This is a genomic window from Aquirhabdus parva (genome assembly GCF_003351745.1).
In the GTDB taxonomy this organism is placed as follows: Bacteria; Pseudomonadota; Gammaproteobacteria; order Pseudomonadales; family Moraxellaceae; genus Aquirhabdus; species Aquirhabdus parva.
In genome coordinates this window covers 3,244,904-3,268,905 of the sequence record NZ_CP031222.1, presented here as the reverse complement: position 1 = coordinate 3,268,905, position 24,002 = coordinate 3,244,904, and the positions used below count along the sequence as shown (strand labels likewise).

Here is a 24,002-nt window from a genome sequence, read left to right as displayed (position 1 = left end):
CCATAGATGCCCTGAAGTTTACCTGATTAAAGCCCCAATTGACTTAAGTCAAAGCTAGGGTCAAGCCCTTGCTGATGGACCGTCGGCAGCGCATCCAGATTGAATGCCGGGATGTCGCGACTGTAGAGTAAGGTGCTGTTGGTGGTGGAGACTTGTGGATATCCTGTCGCTGACTTATAGAGTTCGACCTTGGTCGGACTCAGTTTTGCATCAACATTGAACGAGAAGTAATTTAGCGTTGCACTGTTGGTGATGGCGGCTGATGGGATCAGCACCAGTTTCGTGGAGCCATTGGCAAAAGTGACTTTGGCATAATACACGGCGCCTGTGTAGAAGCTTGATAGATTCGGATTGGTCGGATCAGGCAAGTCAAACAAGTTACCATAGTTCGCCGCGTTTGCAGGATAGATTTGGGTGGTGCCATTGCTGCTATCGCTGGTCAGTGAACCGATGATGGTCACGACAGGTACACCGAGCACTGTGGGGTTGAGTGCGCCAGCTGCCAGTGGGACTGGGGTGTAGCTTGCAGTGGTTTTATCCCATTTGGCGAGGATAGGTTTGCCTGCTTGAGTGGTCAAGGTCGGAGTATTATCCAGCCATTTTTGCATTTTTTGGGATTGATAAGCGGTGAATTGTGGGTAGCAGGTAATGATGTTACCCGCTTCTCCACCGTTCATAGGATCACGTTTACCAACCAATTGCCCCGGATAAGGCGAGCTTAAGCTGGTCACTGGGCCTGTGCTATCGACACGATACCATGTGCGGAATTGGTTACGAGTCGAGTCATAACCCCATGGGTTTTGTGGGCCATTTACGCCATCATAAGGATATTCGCTGCTGATTTGCCACCGTGCCGATGCCCCAGTGTCGAAATGATCTAGTGACAGGGAGTGACCGAGTTCATGAATATATTCATTACCACATTCAGAATCTTTGCCTGACCATGTTGTTGACCAGCCATATCTTCCGCCAGCCATCCCAAAAGTACTTGTAATGTCTTTGGTTTGACCACTTTTGCTGTCGATAAACCAGCCGCGGCTCATCCATGTGCCGACGCTATATGGAGAGGTATCTTCAGCCGTATCCAGAATCAAGCCGCGACCTGTATTCGCCATGCTAGCGCGACCTGCGAGCCGTTTGATAAAGCCATAGATTTGATCAATGTTTCCACCATCACTGTACAGTGTGGCACTGCCTGTATATTTCTTTGGAGCAAGTGTTCCGGTCTTGATCACGGCGTAATCGAGATCGACAGTTGGATAGTCGAAGTAGTTCAGGTGGGAGAGCGGGACTGAGGCAAAGAAATCTTGTGACATTTCGCCGACTTCTGCACCGACATAGTTACTGGGTATCTTTGCGCCCCAGAGTAAATAAGCAGTGCGACCAATATCAAAGTCAGCAGGACGAGACCAGCTTTTTGGCGTGGCGTCTAAAGTGACGCCGCTACGGGCAGTGGATTCGATCAGGAATTTAAGGGGAGGTCTGACCAGTTCCCCCGGGATTGTGATACTCCACGCTTGAGTACTGTAGGGTGCAAGGGGTTTGGTGGTTAAACCGCTTTCCAGAATCGAGGGCAGATTTGCGGGAACATCGAGTGGTTGGGTGCCCAGTACTGTGCCGTGTGCATCTTGGATGATCAGGTTAAAGGATTCATCAGCCGCAAGGGGATAGTCGGGTGTAAAGAGAATCAGAGTTTGGCGTCCGATAGTCGGGACAGGGGCTAATAACGTTCCGCCAGTTTGTTGCACCACGTGGGTTTGGGCGTATTCAATTTTTCCTGTTGGGGCGCTGGTCGTGTCAAGTGCTGCGGTCGCTGCCTTGAGTCCAGTGGCTGAAGCGGATGAGCTGACAGGAGAACTTGAATCATTTGAACCACATCCAGTGAGCAGGATACTGCTGATGGCTGCACTGAGGGCGAGTTTAGAGAGTCCATTCGTCTTCACGTGATAATCCTTTAAGGGTGAGAGGAGATTCGATATTAGACCAAATGGTAAAAAATGTGTATGCGAATTTTCAGATAAGTATTATATAAAAAATAGATATGTGGATTGAGGCTGGGATGGGTTAGTCGAGTGTTTATAGGGAGGTTTTTTCGGATTTATTGTCTTGGCCAGATGCGGTCACTATGCATCTGGCGTTGGAGTAAACTTATGATTTGATCAGATTCACTACCACTTTGCCTTTAGCTCGTCCTTGTTCTACATAGGCGAGTGCTTCCGCGATCGACTCAAAAGCAAAGACCCGATCCACCACAGGGCGAATCACACCCTGATCAATGAGCTCGGTAATCTGACCTAACTGTGCGCCGTTCGCTTTCATAAACAGAAATGAATAGCTGATGTTCTGACGGCGGGCTTTCTTGCGAATACTAAAGCTTAAAAGGTAAGCGGCGATTTTCACAACCCAGTTGGCATGAATGTCTTTGGCAAATTGTGGATCCGGTGCGCCTGCAATGCTGATCAGTTTACCGCCGGGCTTCAGTACCTTTAAAGACTGCTCAAGCGTCTTGCCGCCTTGGGTGTCCAGAACGACATCATAATCATGCAGGACATTTTCAAAAGCCGTGGTCTTGTAGTTCACCACGATATCGGCCCCCAGTTTCTTTACCCAGTCGACATTGGCGGTGCCGGTTGTGGTGGCGACCGTTGCCCCCAGATGCTTGGCAAGTTGAATAGCAAACGTGCCAACACCGCCTGAACCAGCGTGGATAAGGATCTTTTGACCTTTCTTGAGTTGGGCTTTTTCGACGAGTGCTTGCCACGCAGTTAGACCCACTAAGGGAATTGAGGCGGCGTCATTCATGGTTAGCGTTTTGGGTTTTAGGGCCAGCGCAGTTTCACGCACGGCAATCAATTCGGCAAATGTGCCGATACGATCATCATCGGGACGTGCATAGACTTCATCGCCGACGATAAAGCGTGTGACTTTAGCGCCGACTTGAACGACTGTACCCGCCAGATCATTGCCCAGGATCAGCGGTAGCCGATAGGGCAGGATCAGTTTAAATGCGCCCTCTCGGATCTTGAGATCTAAGGGGTTGATGCTGGTGGCGTGGATTTTGACGAGGACATCGTACGCACCCACGATAGGTGCGGGCGTCTCGCTAATCCGACCGACAGCGGACTTGCCATAACGATCAATGATAAAGGCTTTCATATTATTTTTCTCCGCAATCTCATTCTATTCGTTAGTGCTGTGACACCGAACTGAGTTTGAGATCTTTACGCAATCCCGCATCGAGTACACCCGCTGGGGCAAAGCGGCGCAGTAATTTTAGGCGGCCGGCTGTGCTGCCTGCGGTATAGCGCTGCTTGGGGTGGTCGCTCTGCGCGACTTTAAGGACGGTATTGGCCACGACGAGTGGTGCGTCTGCGGTTTGCAGTATTTCTTTCATGCGCAGATCAACTGCGGTGCGGATGGCTTGGTATTCAATCAGTTTCTCATCGGGCGCAAGCAGGTTGGCATCAAACCCAGTCTTGGTATAGGCCGGTTCAACGACTGAAACCCGAATTCCCCAAGTGCGGAGTTCATGATCAAGCGACTCGGAGTAGCCTTCGACCGCATGCTTGGTTGCGGCGTAGAGTGCCATATAAGGCATGGGCAGGAAGCCGAGTACGGAACCGATATTGATGATGCGACCGCTCTTTTGCTTGCGCATGTGTGGAACGACTGCGCGTGTCATGCGCACAATGCCAAAGAAATTGGTATCAAATATGGCCTGTGCCTGTGCAATCGAGCTTTCTTCCGCGCCAGCAGGCGCAACGCCAAAGCCTGCGTTATTCACCAGCAGGTCAATGCGGCCGTGCAAGCGGATGACTTCATTAATGGCTGCTTGAACCGATTCTTCGCTGGTAACGTCGAGTGCGAGCATTTCAAAAGGGCGTTTGCCCGACGCTGTACCGCGTCGACTCGTACCATATACGGTGTAACCCGCTTTGGCTAAAACTTCTGCGGTTATTTCGCCGATTCCGGATGATGCACCGGTCACGATTGCAATTTTACTGTTCATCATTGGTGTCCTATCGAGGTGATGGGGAGGAGTCCCATGGGCTGATCCTTAAGATAACACAAAATATGATGATCATCATATTTTTATGTAAACGAATTGAAACCGTTCATTCATGCTTTTGCAATAAGCGACTAGGGCATGGTTAGAGAGTCGGGTGTTAAGTGCTTCAGACTGGCTTTTAGGAGGTTGCTGGATAGCTTGGGATCATCAACCGCACGTGCCAGCAGTAGGGTGCCGACCATTGCCGCCACGGTAAACAGGGCTTCTTCATGCGCTGCAGGTTGTCCCCAGTCCGGAGACTGACGCGCCACCAGATCGATCATGGCTTTGATATGGCGTGTGGCGGCGTGACGAACCTCATCCGCCTGACGTGGCATCTCTGAACCCAGCGCAGCAATGGGGCAGCCGAATTCGATGCTTTGCATGTGCGCCTCTGAAAGATAGGCTTGTAGCATTGCTGCCAGCGCCTGACCGGACGGTGCACTGGCGGCGATACTTGCTGCTAAGGCGACTGAATCCGCTCCAGCATGATCCGCGGCCTCAGCCAATAATGCTTCGCGCGAATCAAAGTGGGCATAGAACCCCCCGTGGGTGAGTCCTGCTTGCTTCATGATGTCAGCGATGCCAGTGCCGTCATAGCCACTCTTGCGGATTGCGTGCGAGGTGACCTCGACGATCCGGTCGTGTGAGAGTTTCTTTTTGCTGATTTTGTCTGAATGTGATTTTTTCATGATGATCATCATATTCTAGTTGGGCGGAAAATACCAGTGGACGAAGGCGAGTGATGTGTTGGACAGAGGTCTGATGAGGAGGCCTTGGGCAAACGAGCACCTGACGCAGTCCACCGTGATCAATTGATGTCTTAATTAAGCGTGCCGATTTAAGCATTCCGCGTGCCAAATGCTGTAAAAATGTGCAACATTGCCATCCGCCAAAATTAAAAAATAATTGATGGAATGTAACTGTCTCCACAATTGCTCGGACAAATTTGTGCGATTGGTCGGTTTTTACAAAGGGATATTGTGCAAAATATTTAAGTGATTAATTATCTGTTTTAATTGGTGTTTATTAAATTATTCTAGGTGAATTTAATGACGAAATACGCGTGCTGAATGGTGCTTTTTGAAATGTAACCAATAGTGCAGATTGTGCTGTTTACACGTTTCATGGATGTATCAGTTTCGTGAAGGACATCTCGTTTACATTGTAAACGGCGATGGATTACTGCATGATTTGAAACATGAACTGCAAGGGGCGTGCGACGATCACACCGATCAGCTACCCAGATCTCCTTGCAGTCGAACGGGATATGATTGAAACATTCACACAGTATTGAAGTTTGGAAAATATAGCCATATAAGGCTTGGAGAGATGTAATGACGCAAGAAGAAAAATTGCCACGTATCTTGATTGTAGAAGATGACGAACGTTTGGCCACATTGACACAAGATTATCTGATTCGTAATGGTTTGGAAGTCGGTGTAGAGACTGATGGTCATCGTGCGATCCGCCGCATCGTTGCTGAGCAACCTGATCTGGTGGTGTTGGATGTGATGTTGCCAGGTGCGGATGGTCTGACCGTTTGCCGTGAAGTGCGTCCTCATTATAACCACCCGATTCTGATGTTGACTGCACGTACCGATGACATGGACCAAGTACTGGGTCTGGAAATGGGTGCAGATGACTATGTGGCTAAACCCGTACAACCACGCGTATTACTAGCGCGTATCCGTGCCTTGCTGCGTCGTACAGATAAAGTCATCGAAGAAGATGTTGCTCAGCGTTTAGAGTTTGATGATCTGGTGATCGATAATGGTGGTCGTTCGGTGACTCTGGCAGGCGAGCCTGTAGACTTTACCAGCGCAGAATATGACTTGCTGTGGCTACTGGCTTCTAATGCAGGTCGTATCCTGTCCCGTGAAGACATCTTTGAACGTCTACGCGGTATTGAGTACGATGGTCAGGATCGTTCGATTGACGTGCGTATTTCACGTATCCGTCCAAAAATTGGCGATGATCCTGAAAATCCAAAACGCATCAAGACTGTACGCAGTAAAGGCTATCTCTTCGTTAAAGAGTCGATTGCTGCGTAATCCGGTTCTGACGGACCGCGAACAGCGTCACACGAGGGCAGGATCATTCCTGCCTTTGTCATTTATACAGATTCCTTAATCGCTTAAACTACGGTTTTATATTTCATTCGAAGCAATTCATCTCACCTGATGCACGGGCGATGGATTGATAGGCTTTAGTCATGGATAAGCTGCGCTACAGTATTTTTCTAAAAATCTACGCGGGACTGCTGTTGGTCTGTGCGCTGGTGGGTCTGTTTGCCTATGTATTGGTAGACGAGGTCAACGCCTATCGCATAGACAAGTATCGCGAGACGATGGCGTCTGGTGCGTTTTATATCATTGCCCAAGGGGTAGCGCGTCAGCCGGACGTTAAGGCGATGCAGGACTGGCTGGATGATGCCTCGCTTTTGCTCAATCAACAGCTCACGGTTGTTGATAGCGCACAGGTGCTGATGACGCTCAGTCGCCATGAAAATCAGCAAGTACAAGCGGGTAAGTCGGTGGTGCGCTATGAATCGGGTGCGCCGTCGATGTCCGGCCAACCCAGTGAGTCTTATGCAGACATCTATACGGCGATTCCCGGTCGTGATGTGATGCTACACGCCCATGTGGATCGGGTCAGTGAGCAGCAGATTCGTGCCTTGGGTGTTTTCTTGCTGGAAGACCTGACCCACTATGTCGGTCATGAGCAAGAGCGGTTGAATGAGTTGAACAAGCATCTACCGTTCCGCTTGTCTTTGAAAAAGATAACCGATCTAAACCTCGATGAAGATCAGCGCGAGCGGATCCTGCGCAAAGATGTAGTGCCGGTGTATCGTGATACGGGCACCAGTCGCAATCCCACCCTGCGTATTCTGGGCCCGATTAACACCGCGGATGGTTCGCAGGTGCTGGAGATTGGTCCGATTGCGCTGTTTAATGCGATGCCATTTCGGTTGGTTGCGATTGTTACCATATCCAGTTTGGTACTGATCCTGCTGGGTGTTTATGCGCTGATCTGGCCGCTGGATCGCAAGCTGCGCATGGTGCAAAAGGGCGTGATCCAAGTGCGTTCGGGTGATTTCTCGGCGCGTGTGCCAGTGCTGGGTCAGGATGAGGTGAGCCACTTGGCGATGACCTTTAACAATATGACTGAGCACATTCAGCGTTTGATCGAAGCGCAGCGTGAACTGACGAGGGCGGTATCGCATGAATTGCGTACCCCTGTGGCGCGGATTCGCTTCGGGGTGGATATGCTGGCGGACACTGACGATGTCGATTCACGCTGGGATCAGCAGGAAAAGATTGATAAAGACATCGAAGAGCTCAATAAGCTGATTGATGAGATTCTGACTTACGCCACGCTTGAGCAGGGCACGCCCTCTTTAAATGTCGAATCGATCCCGCTGTATGAGATCGTACGTCAAGTGGGTGAAGAAACCCGTGCGCTTGGCAAGCCGACCATCATTGAGGTCTATGAGCCGAATCAATCGGATGTGGCATTGGCTGATCGTCGTTATCTGCATCGGGTGCTACAGAACTTTGCCGGTAATGCGATGCGCTATGCCAACAGCAAGATTCGGATCAGTTCGGGGATTGATGGTAAGGGCGATAAGCGCTATGCCTTTATCTGTGTCGAAGATGACGGCGCGGGGATTCCCGAGAAAGATCGCGCCAAGGTTTTCCAGCCGTTTGCACGTTTGGATGATAGCCGCACGCGGGCATCAGGGGGTTATGGTCTGGGGTTATCGATTGTGGCCAAGATTGCCTTCTGGTTTGGCGGCGTCGCTCATGTGGATCAGAGTCCCGACTTGGGAGGGGCACGCTTTATGATGGTGTGGCCGGTGAAGATGAAGTAAGTCTGATCACTTGTAGACATAAAAAAACCACTGCTTGCAGTGGTTTTTTTTATGGGTGTGCACCGCTCAATGATTCACTTGCTTCAACTGTGTCTCGGTATAGCGCGCGCCGACATGAGGGTAGGTTGCCAGAATTTCGTCAATGGTCTTAAGATCACTGGCAGATAGCTCAAAGTCTACGGCACCGGCATTCTCGACTAAACGATTGATTTTTCGTGTTCCGGGGATGGGGATGATGCCATCACCTTGCGCCAGTACCCATGCGAGGGCAAGCTGTGCAGCGGTGGCTTTTTTTTGCTGGGCGAAGGCCGCAAAAGCAGAGGCGAGCGCCTGATTATTCTTCAGATTATCCCCTTGGTAGCGCGGCAGCATTTTTCTAAAGTCACTGTCTTCAAGCTGATCCACATTGAGGGCATTAGTGACCAGACCGCGTGCCAGTGGCGAGTACGGTACCAAGGAGATTCCCAGTTCACGCGTGGTGTTTAAAATCTCACCTTCGATGTCGCGGGATAATAAGGAGTATTCTGACTGTAAGGCGGCGATGGGATGGATCGCATGGGCTTTTCGGATCGATTCTGGAGAGGCTTCGCTTAGACCTAAGTAGCGGACCTTACCGGCTTTGACCAGATCGGCCATTGCACCGACGGTGTCCTCGACGGGCACATTGGGGTCGATGCGGTGAGCATAGTAGAGGTCGATGACATCGGTCTTCAGGCGTTTAAGGCTGTTTTCAACTGCAACACGTATCCACGCAGGTGAGCCATCAACATAGGTGTCTTTGGAGTTGCTGTGCTGGGCGAGATCGCCCTTAAAACGAAAACCAAACTTGGTGGCGAGAAAGACCTTGTCACGGTTACTTTGCAGGACTTGCGCTAGGAGTTCTTCATTGGCCCCGTTGCCATACATATCAGCGGTATCCCAGAAGTTGATTCCAAGATCGAGTGCCTTATGCAGCGTATCCATGCTTTGTTGATCATCGGAGCTGCCGTAAGCGAAGCTCATGCCCATGCAACCGAGGCCGATGGCGGATAGCTTCTCACCAGTTTGACCGAGTTCTCTATATTTCATGACCGTATCCTTTTTTGAGATGATGAAAGACTATGCGGTGAGTCTGTGGGTCAAAAAAAGTATAGGAAACTTCGGGCTTAAGACACGTATAACATTCAAACCAATTCTTATAAAATTCAAACAAGGTTCAGCGCATTATGCGGTGCAGGCCTCGCGGAAGTTTTTCGGAGAGAGTCCGGCATTTTTCTTAAAAAAGTTGGTGAAGTAGGCGGGGTATTCAAAGCCTAGGCTATAAGCAACTTCGGAGATGTTCCAATTGGTGAATTGCAGGAGTGCTTTGGCTTCATCGGTGATGCGGCGACTGATGTGTTCTGAGGTGGTTTTGCCAGTGGCTTCTTTCACCGCGCGATTGAGATGGTTGACATGTACCGATAGGCCATAGGCAAAGTCATTGGCAGTTTTAAGCTTGAGGTGGTACTCCGGTGAGTCTATCGGAAACTGTCGTTCAAGCAGTTCAAAGAATAAATGACAGATGCGGCTTGATGCATTGCCATGCTTTTCAAACTTTATCGGCGGATTCACTTTCAGGGCTTCATGCACAATCAGATGCAGGTAGCTACGCAGCATGTCGTATTTATGCGCATACTCTGAAGCGATCTCAGTATTCATTTTTTTGAAAATAGTCGATATTTCATGAACCTGCTCGTCATTCAAAAACAGGATGGGATTGCCGTCTACTTTAAACAGCGGCGACTCATGCAGGAAGCCTTGGCGGGATTCTTGGCTGATAAAGCTTTCCGTAAACAGGCAAAACCAGCCATCTTGATCGGATGAGGCGGTTTCCCAAGCGTAAGGCACCATGGGGTTGGAAAACAATAATGCAGGACGATCAACCTTGATCCAGCGATTGGCATAATGCAGTTCGCCAACACCCAAGATTAATGAAATCTTATAGTAGTCGCGTCGGCTATAGGGGGTTAGAAACGAGCAGGCGTCCCGCTTAAAGACATTGAAATGACCAAAAGAGGTCAGGTTGATTGACTCAGGGTTATTCTTGGTGAGTGCAAAGCGATGATAGAAATCGTGGAGGGTTTCCATAAGATAGACCTGAAGGCGTTAAGCCAAGGGATGGTGATTCAATTATAGAAATCAAATAATGGTGCCTTATTTATAGGCTGTTTTTTTTGTGGGGTCAAATGCAGAAGATGGTGTGATTGGTTTTGTCCGCATGAGATAACCCTGTTGCAAGGGTCATGTTTGACAGGACATCCACGAGGGCTCATTGATATGATTTTTATGCCCAAGCATGCATAAACTCGACCGTTTTTATAGCGAATTCTGAATACTGCATGACATCAGTTATCCGATAAGGTCACGCTATCATGTTCAAAGATCATTCTATGACATCCACACTGGTCTCCACGGAAACGTTTACAGATCGCTTGCAGCGTGGAGATGTGAAAAATGCCACATTGGATGAGATTTTCCACTACGTTTATCTGTTTTTTCGGCATGTGTTGATGAGTTTGATGATGCTTGGAACGTTCTTGTGGCTGATGGTTACGGTCGTCGCGATTGCTGATCTGTAGTATGGGGTCACTCTCTGCATGTCGAGCTCCCCAGTCCGACGAGAAGCTGACTCAATACCTCCTCAATCAAAAGAGAATACAGGCAAGGCGTTAAAAAACCACTGCTCGCAATCGCGGCAGTGGTTTTTTATGTCTGAGCGATTACGCCTGACATGCTATAACGTAACGAAAAATAGAGAACTTTAGCGAAAAGCGCCAATAAATGTAAGTATATGCTTACAAAATAACCATATATGTAAGCAATTTCATACAAAAATGACAGATTTATGACATGGCCTCGATGAGATCTCCACAATTCATCATCAAAAGCCATTTGCGAAACCCTTTAGCCTCATAGCGATCAATCTAATCTTCTTCTTTTTTTGAAACCTTGAGGTTAACGGGATGTTATCTGCACGATTACAGATGAAAGATATTTTGAAGGACTCACTCTCGGGTCTGGTGGTGTTTTTGGTGGCACTGCCTTTGTGTTTGGGCATTGCTCATGCCTCTGGCGCACCGATTCTATCCGGCATCATTGCTGGCGTGATCGGCGGTATTGTAGTGGGTGCACTTAGCGGCTCCCACATCAGCGTGTCGGGACCTGCCGCAGGTCTGACCGCGATTATTCTGGCGCAGCTCGATAAGCTGCACGGCAACTACGAGGCGTTTCTCTTCACCATGATCCTTGCCGGGATTTTGCAGTTGGTGTTTAGTGCGCTGAAGCTCGGCTTCTTTGCCAACTATATTCCCAGCAATGTGATTCGTGGGCTACTGGCAGCGATCGGTATTATTTTGATCCTGACCCAGTTGCCGCATCTGGTGGGCTATAGCAAGTCGATCAATACCGACAATATCAGTTTTGTGCAAAGCGATGGGTCGAATACCTTTACCGCACTGCTGTCACTCAATATTAATTTGGGTGCAGCGCTGATCGGGTTCCTGTGTATTGCCACGATTCTGCTGTGGGATAAGACGCGCTTAAAGAAAACCATGATTCCCTCCGCGCTGGTTGCGGTGGTGTTGGGTGCGGGTCTGAATTCGATTTTTATTGCGCTGGGTTCACCGCTGGCGATTGTGCCATCGCATCTGATTAACCTGCCGGATGTGATGAATCACCCCGAAGGCATCTTCTTGTTTCCTGACTTTAGCTATTGGAACGATCCGGTGATCTATACCGGTGCGATTACCTTGGCGATTGTGGCTTCACTGGAGACGCTCTTAAATCTGGAAGCATCGGAGAAGATCGATCCATTCAAACGTGCGGCATCCCCGAATCGTGAATTGTTTGCGCAAGGGACAGGGAATACGCTGTCGGGTTTTCTGGGCGGCATGCCGATCACATCCGTGATTGTGCGTAGTTCAGTCAATGCTAGTTCGGGTGCGCGGACACGCTTCTCGGCGATCTTTCATGGCTTTTTGCTCATCATTGCGGTATTGGCGCTGCCGAGCCTGATCAATACCATCCCGCTGTCGGCTTTGGCGGCGATCCTGATTTTGACCGGTTTTAAACTGGCGAGTCCGGCGCTGTTTTATCAAATGTACAGTGAGGGCTGGAAGCAGTTCTGGCCATTTGTGGTCACGGTTGTGGCGATTATCTTCACCGATCTGTTGGTCGGGATCATCATCGGTCTAGTGATCAGCATGGGCTTCATCCTGCATAGCAACTTGCGCCGTGGGGTACATACCATCAAGGAGCATCATCTTGGTGGTGATGTGACGCGTTTGCAGTTGGGTTCGCAGGTGAGTTTTTTGAATCGTGCGGCATTGTCATCGTCTTTAAACGGTCTGCCGAATCACGCCAATGTGATCATTGATGCGAGCATCACGGATTATATCGATCCTGATATCTATCAACTCATCATTGATTTCCGTGATCAGGAAGCGGTGATGCGCCATATCAATGTCAGTCTGATCGGCTTTAAAAAGCATTACAGCGAGATGGAAGATCAGGTGCAGCATGTCGATGTCAGTACCCGGGAAGTGCAAACGCAGCTCACCCCTGCACAAGTGCTGACGATCTTAAAAGAAGGCAATCAGCGCTTTGTTAAAGGCGAGCGCCTGCACCGAGACATGGCGCATCAGGTCAGCGCTACTTCGAGCGGACAGCATCCGATTGCCGCTGTGCTGGGCTGTATGGATTCACGTTCACCGACGGAGCTGATCTTTGACTTGGGTGTGGGTGACATCTTCAGTATGCGCATCGCTGGCAATATCGCAGGGCAAAAGGTACTCGGCTCCATGGAGTTCGCCTGTAACCTGAAGGGTAGCAAGCTGCTGGTGGTGCTGGGTCATACCGACTGTGGCGCGGTGACTGCGGCCTGCAAGATGGCATATCAAAACGTCGATGTGGCACAGTCCAAAGAAGCGCCGCACATCAAATACATCATTGGTCCGATCATGCAGGCAGTACAGCAGGAGCGGGTGGTTGATGGTGATGATGGCGTCACGACTGACTTCGTCAACCGTGTGGCGATTCGTAATGTGCAAAATACCATGAACTTTATTCGTAGCAACAGTGATGTGTTGCGCGGCATGATTGAGCGTGGCGAGGTGGCGTTGGTCGGTGCGATCTATGACGTGGGCAGTGGTGAGGTGACCTTCTTTGAAGAAACCGCGGAGATCACCCAGATCCACAAGCCGGCGTTGTTGCCTGCCTAATGTCCTGATGCAGAGGCCCTCTTTTTATCCTTAAGAGGAGGGCTATCGATCGCTGTTGAGGGCTTCACTGTCGCATCGTGTGCAGTCGTTTTGAACGTTGCAAAGATAATGTAAAGCCGTCAACAGTGTCGATTAATTTAAGATTATATGGCTTGCCAGTATCAATTTTAATTTAATGCGGAATTGGATAATATTTTTAAGGAATGCTGATTGTGCAAAATGATTTATTTGCGCAGTAGGTAGGCTATTTTTAAATAAAAATAAATGAATAATAAATAATAAAAAAGTATTGTTTTATATTAAATATTTAATTTCAATTAAACCCATAATGTTTGCTCATCTGTAATCTCATATACCCTATATTGTCGATTTAGATATATAAAACAAACCGAATATACGCGTTATTAATAATTCGGGTTTATATGTGTATTTTTTATATATGAATGGTGTGTTTTGTCATTATGCTGTCATATATCCCTTAGAGTAGATCTTGTTGTATCGGAGCTGATCTGACGCGATTAAGGTTATGAGGTCGTGATGACCGATTGAATTTAAGTGCCGTACAGCTTGGCATTGTTGTTGAGACTATTATTAGGATGCATCATGAAACATTTTTCGTTGAAAGTATTATTAGGCGTGGTGGTTGGGCTGGTTGCAAGTGTGAATGTACAGGCGGAAGAGGGGAAAGTGATCCCGGGTGTGGCGGGAATTACCTTGTCATGTGAAGGCTCGACAGGCGGTGCCTGTGAAGCCAATGTGATCAAGCCAGTAGAGGGCGTGCACTATAACTATCATTGGCAAGGCCGCGATGTCAGCTTAAAGCCAATCGCCGGTACCAATAAGGCACAAGTCGCCTGCTTGAGCAAAAACCGCTCGGGTACACTGACGGTGCATGTGCAAACTACCGATGGTCCATATAGCAAGCAAGTGCTGAAGGCTGACTCAGCCAATACATTCGCGACGATCCCAATCCACTGCCAAGTGAATCCGAATCCAGCGCTGAGTCCGATCCCACAGGGCTAAGTCTGATGTGTCGGTTGGCTGGAGATGGCGGGCGTTAAACCCGCGTCCACAAGCTATTGTTGTCATGTCAAAAAAACCACTGCTTGCAGTGGTTTTCTGGTTTTTATAAGAATGCTGTTTGACTGGTAATGGTGGCGATACGTGGATTGCCATTATCACCGCTGAGGCTGATCTTTAGGTTGTTCAACTGGCCTGCCTTGTTGCCGAAGAGCACACGGCTTTCATTGTCCTGTAAGGTCACGACAGCCACGCCATTGACAATATTGGCGGTTAGATTTTTGATCTCGTAGTGATCATTAGATGCAAAGTGCCATGTGGCTTTCAACTGCTGGAGGTAGTCGGCTTTGCTCAAGCTAAAGGTTTGCGCAGGAGCGGCCTGTATCCACAGCACTTTGATAACCACATGATCATCGATCATCCGGCTCACGGTTGTCAGATCATGTTGCTGTATGGCTTGATAGAAAGTGGCGATGAAGCGGGCGGCGGTATCGGGCTTAATCTCTTCGGCATGCGTTTGACTTGATAAGGCACATGCTGCCAGTAGGGACATGAGACTTTTTTTCATGATTGCTCCTGAATGACACTGTGTGACATGTCGTTGGGATGAACGCGATGGTCGTGATAGAGACGCCATACCCATTGCCCCACCAGATGGGCACGCAATTCGGCACGTTGTTGCTGGGCTAAATGCGGTATTCGATGATCTGACCATGGGCTGTTGTTTGGACCAATCAAGGGTGCCAGCATGCTGGCCGCCGTGAGATCGGCGAGGGTAAAGTGATCGCCAACGAGATAACGATCTGCGCGCCCCTGCAAGAGTTGCTCGATCTGTTGCAGGGCGCTTTGAATATACAGCCAAGACTTGGCAACCCTCGGTTCATAGATCTTGAACGTATGTCGAATCATCAGTCTGAGTAGTGGCCTGCTGTATGCAGCCAACATTTGCTGCCAGCGTGTGTAACCCGTGAAGCCGAAGAAGATATCGCTGACTTCAGGGCTGTCGATAGCCATGCTCCAGCAATAGCGCCGCACATGATCGCCCAGCGTATCGAACGCATCCTCAAGTGTGAGCACTTGTTGTCTGGCAATGGGGTCACTGGGCAATAGCGGTGATTCAGGGTAATGGTGTTCAAGGTAAAGTGCGATCGTTGTCGAATCTCCCACGATTTGTCGTTCATCGCGGAGTATGGGCAGGCAACGCTGACCTGCCAGACACCAAGCCATGAACGCATGTGGACCCGGCAGCAAGTCGCGGCAAGTATAATTCAGTCCTTTGGCATCCAGATTCCAGCGGGTTTTCTCGCAGTAGAGCGAGAGTGGGAATTGGTAGAGCACGCGCTTACTCTTGTCCATCACTGCACTCCGATTGTTCTGGCTCTACACGGCAGCGAATTTTTTTCATCAGCGTCATCATCTTGGGATCGTAGATGCCTTTTTGCGTCATGCTGATGCGGGCTTGGCGCATCATTTCTCGGTATTTGGGTGCATCGCCATCGGGTGGTGGGAAGAAAAATAGAATGTCATCTTCGGCGCTACGGATGGTTTTAAGCGTGGGATCAAATAGGCTATAGAAATACGCGCGTGATTGCTGACCAAAGCCTGCCGGAAATTTTTCAGGGTGGATCACCATCTGGAAAGTGAGCTGCGCCACAGGCATTTTTAAGACGGCACCCGTGCTGCCTACACCTTTGTACAGTTCCAGTGGCAGATAAGCCACGGCTGGGGATGCGGCAGCATCGACCTGACCATTATTGAATTTTCCGGCAAAGGTAGTGACGTCACTGGCAACCGCTTGGGCACCGATGCGTTCTGCCATCACCAGTTGTGCTTTGTCATCGTCGAGCACAGCCATCTTGCGACCGGCCATTTTTGCCACGCTATTGATCCGGCGATCACGCAGAAAAATATAAGCGGCGCCAAGGGGCATTAGACCCGCCACTTCGTAGTTACCAGCGGTCATCAGCTTACTGGCTTCGGGGCGCGTTAAAGTATTGATCAGCAATTTCAATTGCGGATAGTCGGGTAACCCTCCAATCGAGTCGATGCTGCCCGTAAAGGCGTTGAACTGACGGGCACGGATACCCGTGAGTAACACGGCATCACATTGTCCTACTTTGAAGTCTTCCGCTGCCACGCGCTCTGCGACATAGGAGCGGATGGTGATATTGGCACCCCACGCCTTGGCCTGTGCGGCGTAATCGCGCATGGCCAGCGCCAGCGGTCCTTGCGCGCCGACCATGTCAAAAACACAGAAGGTTTGCGCCTGTGCAGAGCCTACTGTAAGCAAGCACATGATGAGTAGGGAACATCCGATTTTCATGCTCATCTTCCCTTGAGAGTAGAGTGGATGTTTTTTAGGCTAGCAGATGCAATTTAAATATTCAACATGTTGAATAGTAAATTTGATGAATATAATAAAGTGCGAAAATTCGTATGGCCCGATTCATTGGGTTGTCGATGCGGCTCATATTTACTGTTTAAATCACTGGACATGACCGAAACCCTCGAATGAGGGTGGCTATCGATCGAATTCGTATTGGGGCAGGGAGGTTTTTTTTAGTTGTCTGGATTGCTGCGTTGAATCACTTGCGTGAAGACTTGCGCATCAGCAGGTGTGATTTCGAGCCACTTTTGCTTTTGCAAAAAGACATCGACTTCCTTCGCCCATTCCAGCCAGCGTTCGATTTGGCCGATCCCGTGCTTTAGCGTCAGGTACACCCCTTCAAATTTTTCCAGAACGGTGGGAGGCAGTGATTGGAAAACAGCCTGCATGCGGTAAACATCGGTCAGTGTTTTCTGATACGCCAATTTGTGCTGCTCGAATTCCTGGACAAAGACATTGCGATCTAGCAAGTGGATCGAAGCCAGCTTGACTAGAAGGGCGCTATTGATATGCGGTAGCTTTAGCGGTGCGGCAAGCCAATCCTGCATGGCTTCATAGCCTTTGGGATTGAGCTGGTAGACCTTACGTGGTGGACGTGGAGCATTCTCGACGACTTCGCAGTCAATCAGACCGTCGGTGTGGAGCTTGGCAAGGTCGCGGTAGATCTGCTGGAAGCTGGCATTCCATAGATAACCATAAGTGTGCTGAAAGCCTTTGACAATGTCATAGCCGCTAGCGGCACCTGTGCCGAGATAGACGAGCAGGACGTGACGTAATGACATGGCAGACCTCCGATGCAAAGAATGATGCTACCATCCATTCGTCAGATTTAATATTCAACATGTTGAATATATAAAATGCATTTGCTAACCTGAAAATCTCCTTTTCTAACCGTAATGGTGCTGCCATGGATGCTTATGCTGAAATCTCCGCCTTATTTGACCCTGATCAGCTGAACCCGCATCTCGCCACCAGCCCACTGCCGGGTTTGTCGCGCACATCATGGTTATGGGCGATGCCACTGGCACCGTGGCTTGCGCAGGGTGATCCGCTTGCGGAAGGCGTGGTGACCGAACTGCGTGCGCGTCAATTACCACTCAGTCGTCCGCTGCCTGCGATTCGACAACTGGCAAGTGAGGGTAATGCGGTCTGCCGTGATTTTTTGGCGGATATGGAGGCAGTGCCGGAGTGGGTGGATTTTGATTTGATGCGGCGCGGCGGCAAGATGGCATACCGCCACTTCCCGCAGTTGATGATCGCGCTGATACACGGCGGGTTGATGACGACGTTTGCTAGTGCAGACTCGGCGCGGATTCTTGCAGGCACGGGGCGTTTGGAGCAGAACGTGGTCCGGCGGTTGTTTGAGTCCTCGACCTTGTTCTTTGGCGTGCTGGATACTGAGGCACTGAGACCCGGCGGTGCGGCATGGGAAATCTGTTTACGCGTGCGGCTGATGCATGCCATGGTGCGGATGCGTCTGGTGTCCACGGGCGGTTGGCAAGTGATTCATGGTCAGCCAATCAACCAATTGCATACTGCCGCCGGACCTCTGTTCTTTGGTGAGATGGTGTTGGAGCGGCTGCAGTCACTTGGCGCCAGCATCCAGCCCGATGAGTATGAGGGCTACTATCTGATCTGGCGTTATGTGACGCGCTTACTCGGCGTACCACGTGGACTACTGGGTGAGACTGTGGAGGAGCAAAAGGCGATCGATGCACGAATCTTACCGCTGTGCTTTAGCCCTGATGACAACTCCCGTTTACTGGCAGAGGTGCTGCTGACGGGCCTGAAAAAACTGCCAGATGCAGAGCGGGTGCCGCGATCTGTACATGAGGTATTGGCGCGGCGGATGTTGGGGGATGACAAGGCCGATGCGATGGGTATTCCGCGCCATCCCATCGGGGCATGGCTTGCAGGTGTGTTTGTACTGGGACTGCGATTGTATAGCTGGATGCTGTGGATACCCGCTGTGGCACGTCGTGCCGAATCCTTTGGCAAGCATTATGTGAATAATATGGTCAAGCGTGGGCTTGCTGGGGTGGCGGCGGATTACCAGCCGCATTGAATAACCATTCTTAAAATGACAGCCTGCAGAGTTTACGGGCTGTCGTTTTTGATGAGAGATGAGGGCGACTTAGCGAATATTCGCCAGCACGCTGACATTGGCGTTTAACACGCGTGCATTGTCTTCCTTGGTGGTCGTGCCCATTGGGATGGCTTGGGTCACACCATTGACCACCGTTGGATAGGTGACATTGGGGTTTGACCAGTAACCGAGACGGGTACAACCGCTAGGGCAAGAAGCCGGATAGGCCATGATCGTGCGCCATGCGCTGGCATAGTGATAGCCATGTCCATAGGCATATGGGGTTTTGGTTGGGTCGGAACCTGTGTCGTGGCGCGCACCAAAGATATGACCGAGTTCATGCGCAAAGGAGTGGTTACCGACGGCGCAGCTATCTTGTACTACGACAAAATCATTGGTCGTGTTTGCACCACCGATGGTGGCGGCGATACCGCAGGAATCCAGCCCGCTTTTATTGACGATAAGGACGTTGACATCTGCAAGGCTGCTGCTGATCAGAGCATGGACATCGTCCATATAGCCATCGGTTTTTCCCTTGAAGTCATTGAGGATGGATTGCGAGGAGGTAGCATTTTCGGTGTATGTGACTTGAGTCGTTTTGACTAGATTGAGTTTCGCGTTAACAGCGCTATTGGTATAACTTTGATTGGCGTCATCAACCGCTAACTGAATATGCGCAAGCAAGGCATCGGTATCGGCATAGAGCGATAGCACCGCAGGTGTATAAGCAACGAGGACATCGATCACGGGTGTGGCTGCCGCAGCCGTGACCGTGGCTTTGGGCTTGGCGCTGTTTAAGGTGGCTTGGGTGATGGGGCGCAGCACGTCGGAGAATAGCGGGTTGATGGCAGGCGTGCTGTCAAACCCCAGTGGCTCATCGCGCGGGTATTTGGATTGATCGATTTCGACAAGGGCATGCAGACCACTGCCGAGAGATTTCAATTGATAGACTTTGCCTGCTTTATGAATGATTCCTTCGACCGCATCGCCGTGCACGCTGAGCAGGGCATAGCCTTCCTTGGTGGTCCCGAACCATGAGTAATCGCTGGCACTGCGTTTATTGATCTTTTTACGGGTGGCCACTTCGGTATCGGTGCTGCTCAGATTCAAATCCAGACTGGCTTGATCAAGCGTGGCGGTGTTGATGTTGACGAGGCTGTAGCCTTTGGTGGTGGCGTTGCCTTGGATACGGCTCAGTTGTTTGGACTGAATGCTGGCCCCTGCTGTCAGACCCTGCCGCGCTTGCGTCAATAGATCTGGAGAGACTGGGCTAAACAGGGGGGCCGCGTAGACGGAAGTCATAGTTGCTGAGGACAGGACGATGCCTGCGATCATCTTGGATAAGAGTTTCATGCGTTATAAATCCTATGCTTTTAAAATATGGATATAGACGTATCGTCGCCAGATACGGTTAAAAAATAATGCAGCTTAAAACGTTGTTTCTATCGATCTTTCTATCTTTGTTTCTATAGTCATGCAGCGTTCGGCATGGAATAAATCATGCCGTGCTTGATAGTAGCGTAAATTTTAAACATGTAAATAGTTAAGTAAAATCCGTGTTTTGAATTTACCTTTTGGTATGTATATGTAAAATATGAGTTTAATTTTGAGTATGTGGATCGTCATATATCGATATGAAAAAGAATCAGAAATTTTGAATAGTGGGGGCATCAGGCCGCGAGACCGTATTTAACGGGGGATTAAGACATTGGGTTGAGGCACTATGCTTTGCATCTATGACCTCTCTGCCCATACCCTTACTCTGTTGCTTTCCTGCAACCATCCCTTGATCTTTAAACCCTGCAAACACACTATAAATCTATCCCCTTTGAGCGTTTTCGTCTGTGAATCGGGCTTCTCAAAGACAAAAAATATGAATATAAAAAGACAGGAGAATGACCATGAGCAGTTCACGGATTAACCTCGGCAAGGCATCGCAAGAGATGTATCAGGGTGTGGCTCAGCTCGACAATCTGGTAACGCAGCAACTCGAACAAGCGGGGATCAAAGAGGGCTTTGCCCATCTGCTCCGTTTGCGTGCGTCTCAACTCAATCAGTGCGCTTACTGCGTGCGGTTGCATGGTAAAGATGCCGAAGACAGCGGTGAGAGTCGTGATCGGATTAATGTGCTGCCGGCATGGCGTGAGACGGGATATTTTACGGTGAAGGAGCGTGCGGCTTTGGCGCTGATCGAGGCGGTGACCCTGATCTCTGTGGGGCAGGTACCTGATGCGGTCTATGATGAGGCGGCGAATGTGCTGTCGCAAGCGGAAGTGGCGGCCATTGAATGGTTGGGTGTGGTAATTAATGCGTGGAACAGAATTGCAATTTCGAGTCGTTATCCGGTCAAACCTTGATTGCCAGTGTTCAATAACCAAAGCCCCCTCATTCGATGAGAGGGTTTTGTTTTGCGAGTGGCTATGCGTGGAGATTCTGCGTGACCGTATTAAAACGTATAGGTCAGCTTGCCGTAGTAGTAACCGCCATTAATGCCAATCGGTGAAAAGCTCGGTAGATCCCGTCCGGCTAAGAAGCTGCCTTGAGCTTGTTCAATCGCGAGTAATTCACCATTCACTTTGTTGGGATATTGATTAAAGAGATTATTCGCCCCGATTGCTACGGTAACCGATGGGGTTAGACGATTGGCGACTTCCAAGTCGGTGATGAACTTGGTTGAAATCGTGGACTTGTAAAAGGTTTGTCCATCGGGTGCCGCTGAGTATTCTGAAGACGGTCCGTAAATGGACTCCCGTAGACTGACTGTCCAAGGGCCATTGCGATAGAGGGCGCCTAAGTTGACACGGTACTTGGGCGTTGCGGTTTCAAGGTCAGATATGGCCGCTTGGTCGAGCAAACGTTGCGGTGCGAGTTGACTGGGGATCTGGTTGATTTTGACCACATCGGTGGTGTTGTAACTGGCGGCAACCGACCAATCGACACGGCCATAATCCTGATAGTCACTGGCATAGTTAAACACCAGCTCGGCTCCCTTGGTTCGCGTATCGACCGCATTGGAGAAGATACTGATCCCGGTCTTGGTTACACTGGGGTCGAGAATATTGCCATTGGCAATGATCGCGCTCCGTACTGCAGGCGAATTTATAGCGTAGCCTGAACCATTGAGCGTGCCACTGTTGACGATGCGATCTCGGATATCAATCTGATAGGCATCTAAAGTAATAGTGGCTTTCGGAATTGGTTTAAACACAAAGCCGACACTGTAGTTTTGCGATTTTTCTGGTTTCAAACCATTGATGCCGATGAGCGAGGCTGCCGGTGCGTTCGGGGGGAGTTGCACCGTGGCGGAGTCTGGCCTGACGTTGGTGGCGGAGTAGTATTCTTCCGCTAAAGTCGGTGCGCGAAAACCGTTGCTGACGGTACCACGGATGGCAAACTCGGGCACAAAGTCATAGCGTGCAGTGAGTTTGCCCACGCGTGTACTGCCAAAGTCACTGTATTTTTCATAACGTCCCGCCAGATCAACTTTAAGCTTCTCCAAGGGATTAGCCGCAAGATCGACGTAGAGGGAGGTATTGTTGCGACTATGATTACCTGCATCAGTGGCTAAAAAACCCGGGAAGGCTTGCGAGCCTTCTTTGTAGGTTGATGCGGGATCACCTTGACCTATGGCATAGGTGTCTTTGCGATATTCAGTGCCGAACGCCAAATTGATTGGCTTGGCCAAGCCAATATCAAATTCACGACTGACGTCTAGATTGGTCGTCCATTGAGTCGTTTTGAATTTGCCGACATGGAATTCGGTCGGGGTTGTGCCGGTATCTTGGTAGAGGGAGATATTGGCGGTATTGATGTTGCCCAGTTCATCGCTATCACTGCCGTATGTGGTGGAGAGATCCCAGTGCCATTTATTCCAGAGCAGACCTTTGATCCCTGTGGTTAAAGCGAAGTCTTTTTCGTCGATGGTTTCGCTCGGCACAAAGCCATTGGGATACAGAGCAGGTAGGGCATTGGGTAGGCGGTAGATTTCATAGGCGTTAGAGGTCTTTTCCCCATATGTACCAAAGCCATAGAGCTGAAGATCTTCGTTTAGATCAATGCCCGCATTGACCGAAAACAGATTGAGATGGTATGCCGCATCACCCACCACGGGGCTTAGGTTGGGGTAGCCGGGGATGCTGGTGAGGTGGGGTATAGCGGCAATATTGGCAGGACTGGTGATGCGCGGATCGATGCTGCTGCGTACGCTGTGTCCATGAAATTTGGTTTCTGCCGTCACGTTGATAAAGCTCGAATCAGTCGGCGCAAAGCCTGCATTGACAGAGGCATCTGCAGTCTTGCCGCCGCCATCGATGTATTGTCCACCCGTGGTTGAAACACTGCCACCACTGGCATCTTTTTTGAGGATGATATTGACCACCCCTGCAATCGCATCAGTGCCGTATTGCGCTGCGGCACCGTCTTGCAGAATTTCAATATGGTCAATGGATGCGATGGGGATCAGGCTTAAATCTGTAGCCGCAGCGCCATTAAAGGGGCCATTAAAGGGATTACCATCCACAGCCAGATTGGCATTGGTATGGCGACGTTTGCCATTGATCAGCACCAACGTGTCATTGGGATTCAATCCACGTAACTGTGCGGCGAGGGTCAGGCTTGCCGTATCCCCGCCTGCTGCTTGAGCCGTAAAGGAAGGCACATTTTGCGCGAGTGCTTGGACCAGATCGGGTTGACCTGTGCGTTTGAGAGTCGCCGCATCCAGTACAGTGATTGGCGATGCACTGTCCACGGCTTTTAAGCCGCTGACTCGGCGTACGCCCGTGACGACTACCGCTTCAACAGGATTCTCGCGGCTATCGCTTGGTGCAGCCGTGGTGGTAGAGGTCGCTGCTGTGCTGGATTGCGTCTCGGCATATACGACGCCTGATTGCAGCGCGAGGATGATCGTGCCGACAGATATAGAGAGGGGCAATGGGATGGCTGGTCGCGTGTGCATTGATCTTTGCAACACTGTTTTTTGGGTGGTGAGCGGTGTCTGGCGTAGAGATACCCCATCATTTCTACGGAAAGCGTTAAACATAAATCGAAACCCTAAGCGTCTAAAAAAAGAAAAGTGCTGAATATTTACCGTTTAGTAAAAAAATTAACTCAAATCTATTCTTGATTAAATCGCCAGTGCAGGCAAACACGTATTTTTGATAACGTTATCTGTGACGTGGGGATGCTGTATACATTTGCAGCCTGTGGTGGATAGGCATGAGCTTCTGCATTGGTCTAAACGCTTTTTGCGCGATGTACTTTTCAATTGTTATACATAAAATTTTAAAACCGCATTAAGTTTCCTTTATAAACATTGTTATAGATAAACCATGCTGTCCAATTTTTATAGAGAA

At 49.8% G+C, this 24,002-nt stretch carries 19 protein-coding genes; 7 read left to right on the top strand and 12 right to left on the bottom strand.

Features of this window, described 5'->3' with window-relative positions; genetic code table 11:
- Positions 1 to 26: 26 nt before the first annotated feature.
- The 4 genes from HYN46_RS14780 to HYN46_RS14765 form a co-directional block, all read right to left on the bottom strand.
- Positions 27 to 1,943, bottom strand: a complete 1,917-nt coding sequence (locus HYN46_RS14780; protein ID WP_162818239.1) for a M66 family metalloprotease — start codon at positions 1,941 to 1,943, stop codon at positions 27 to 29.
- 205 nt (positions 1,944 to 2,148) lie between these two features.
- A complete protein-coding gene (locus tag HYN46_RS14775; protein ID WP_114900102.1) occupies positions 2,149 to 3,156 on the bottom strand; it encodes an NADP-dependent oxidoreductase in 1,008 nt (335 codons plus the stop codon).
- A 31-nt stretch (positions 3,157 to 3,187) separates the two neighbouring features.
- Positions 3,188 to 4,009 (bottom strand): oxidoreductase, encoded by an 822-nt coding sequence (locus tag HYN46_RS14770; RefSeq protein WP_114900101.1) that lies wholly within the window; start codon positions 4,007 to 4,009, stop codon positions 3,188 to 3,190.
- Between the two features lie 131 nt (positions 4,010 to 4,140).
- The gene (locus HYN46_RS14765; protein ID WP_210009221.1) at positions 4,141 to 4,740 is read right to left on the bottom strand and encodes a TetR/AcrR family transcriptional regulator; all 600 of its coding nucleotides are present in this window, start codon (positions 4,738 to 4,740) and stop codon (positions 4,141 to 4,143) included.
- A gap of 645 nt (positions 4,741 to 5,385) precedes the next feature.
- On the opposite strand from HYN46_RS14765, the gene HYN46_RS14760 reads away from it, so the two are divergent.
- Together HYN46_RS14760 and HYN46_RS14755 are read left to right on the top strand one after the other, a co-directional pair.
- On the top strand, positions 5,386 to 6,102 hold the full coding sequence (locus HYN46_RS14760; protein ID WP_114900099.1) for a response regulator: 717 nt from the start codon (positions 5,386 to 5,388) through the stop codon (positions 6,100 to 6,102).
- A gap of 161 nt (positions 6,103 to 6,263) precedes the next feature.
- Positions 6,264 to 7,922 (top strand): ATP-binding protein, encoded by a 1,659-nt coding sequence (locus HYN46_RS14755; protein WP_114900098.1) that lies wholly within the window; start codon positions 6,264 to 6,266, stop codon positions 7,920 to 7,922.
- 66 nt (positions 7,923 to 7,988) lie between these two features.
- On the opposite strand, the gene HYN46_RS14750 is transcribed toward HYN46_RS14755, so the two are convergent.
- Positions 7,989 to 8,990, bottom strand: coding sequence for an aldo/keto reductase (locus HYN46_RS14750; protein ID WP_114900097.1), 1,002 nt, complete (start codon positions 8,988 to 8,990; stop codon positions 7,989 to 7,991).
- A 135-nt stretch (positions 8,991 to 9,125) separates the two neighbouring features.
- Entirely contained in the window at positions 9,126 to 10,028 is a 903-nt protein-coding gene (locus tag HYN46_RS14745; RefSeq protein ID WP_114900096.1) for a helix-turn-helix domain-containing protein, read from the bottom strand.
- 302 nt (positions 10,029 to 10,330) lie between these two features.
- On the opposite strand from HYN46_RS14745, the gene HYN46_RS14740 reads away from it, so the two are divergent.
- From HYN46_RS14740 to HYN46_RS14730, 3 genes are all read left to right on the top strand, one after another.
- The gene (locus HYN46_RS14740; protein WP_114900095.1) at positions 10,331 to 10,519 is read left to right on the top strand and encodes a hypothetical protein; all 189 of its coding nucleotides are present in this window, start codon (positions 10,331 to 10,333) and stop codon (positions 10,517 to 10,519) included.
- 384 nt (positions 10,520 to 10,903) lie between these two features.
- A complete protein-coding gene (locus tag HYN46_RS14735; RefSeq protein ID WP_114900094.1) occupies positions 10,904 to 13,159 on the top strand; it encodes a SulP family inorganic anion transporter in 2,256 nt (751 codons plus the stop codon).
- A gap of 603 nt (positions 13,160 to 13,762) precedes the next feature.
- Positions 13,763 to 14,182 (top strand): hypothetical protein, encoded by a 420-nt coding sequence (locus tag HYN46_RS14730; protein ID WP_114900093.1) that lies wholly within the window; start codon positions 13,763 to 13,765, stop codon positions 14,180 to 14,182.
- Positions 14,183 to 14,285: 103 nt separating this feature from the next.
- Here the strand turns inward: HYN46_RS14730 and HYN46_RS14725 are convergent, their stop codons facing one another.
- From HYN46_RS14725 to HYN46_RS14710, 4 genes are all read right to left on the bottom strand, one after another.
- Positions 14,286 to 14,747: a hypothetical protein gene (locus HYN46_RS14725; RefSeq protein WP_114900092.1), complete on the bottom strand. Its 462-nt coding sequence runs from the start codon at positions 14,745 to 14,747 to the stop codon at positions 14,286 to 14,288.
- Entirely contained in the window at positions 14,744 to 15,535 is a 792-nt protein-coding gene (locus HYN46_RS14720) for a glutathione S-transferase family protein (protein WP_114900091.1), read from the bottom strand. Before HYN46_RS14720 ends, HYN46_RS14725 begins: the two co-directional genes overlap by 4 nt.
- The gene (locus HYN46_RS14715; RefSeq protein WP_162818238.1) at positions 15,522 to 16,502 is read right to left on the bottom strand and encodes a putative solute-binding protein; all 981 of its coding nucleotides are present in this window, start codon (positions 16,500 to 16,502) and stop codon (positions 15,522 to 15,524) included. Before HYN46_RS14715 ends, HYN46_RS14720 begins: the two co-directional genes overlap by 14 nt.
- A 236-nt stretch (positions 16,503 to 16,738) precedes the next feature.
- Positions 16,739 to 17,365 (bottom strand): PadR family transcriptional regulator, encoded by a 627-nt coding sequence (locus HYN46_RS14710; protein ID WP_162818237.1) that lies wholly within the window; start codon positions 17,363 to 17,365, stop codon positions 16,739 to 16,741.
- Positions 17,366 to 17,472: 107 nt separating this feature from the next.
- Here HYN46_RS14710 and HYN46_RS14705 point away from each other — a divergent pair, with 107 nt between their 5' ends.
- Entirely contained in the window at positions 17,473 to 18,630 is a 1,158-nt protein-coding gene (locus HYN46_RS14705) for an oxygenase MpaB family protein (protein WP_114900088.1), read from the top strand.
- A 69-nt stretch (positions 18,631 to 18,699) separates the two neighbouring features.
- Here the strand turns inward: HYN46_RS14705 and HYN46_RS14700 are convergent, their stop codons facing one another.
- A complete protein-coding gene (locus tag HYN46_RS14700) occupies positions 18,700 to 20,004 on the bottom strand; it encodes a M12 family metallo-peptidase (RefSeq protein WP_114900087.1) in 1,305 nt (434 codons plus the stop codon).
- A 548-nt stretch (positions 20,005 to 20,552) separates the two neighbouring features.
- Here HYN46_RS14700 and HYN46_RS14695 point away from each other — a divergent pair.
- Positions 20,553 to 21,008: a carboxymuconolactone decarboxylase family protein gene (locus HYN46_RS14695; protein ID WP_407640761.1), complete on the top strand. Its 456-nt coding sequence runs from the start codon at positions 20,553 to 20,555 to the stop codon at positions 21,006 to 21,008.
- 89 nt (positions 21,009 to 21,097) lie between these two features.
- On the opposite strand, the gene HYN46_RS14690 is transcribed toward HYN46_RS14695, so the two are convergent.
- Entirely contained in the window at positions 21,098 to 23,689 is a 2,592-nt protein-coding gene (locus HYN46_RS14690; RefSeq protein ID WP_210009213.1) for a TonB-dependent receptor plug domain-containing protein, read from the bottom strand.
- Between the last annotated feature and the right edge of the window lie 313 nt (positions 23,690 to 24,002).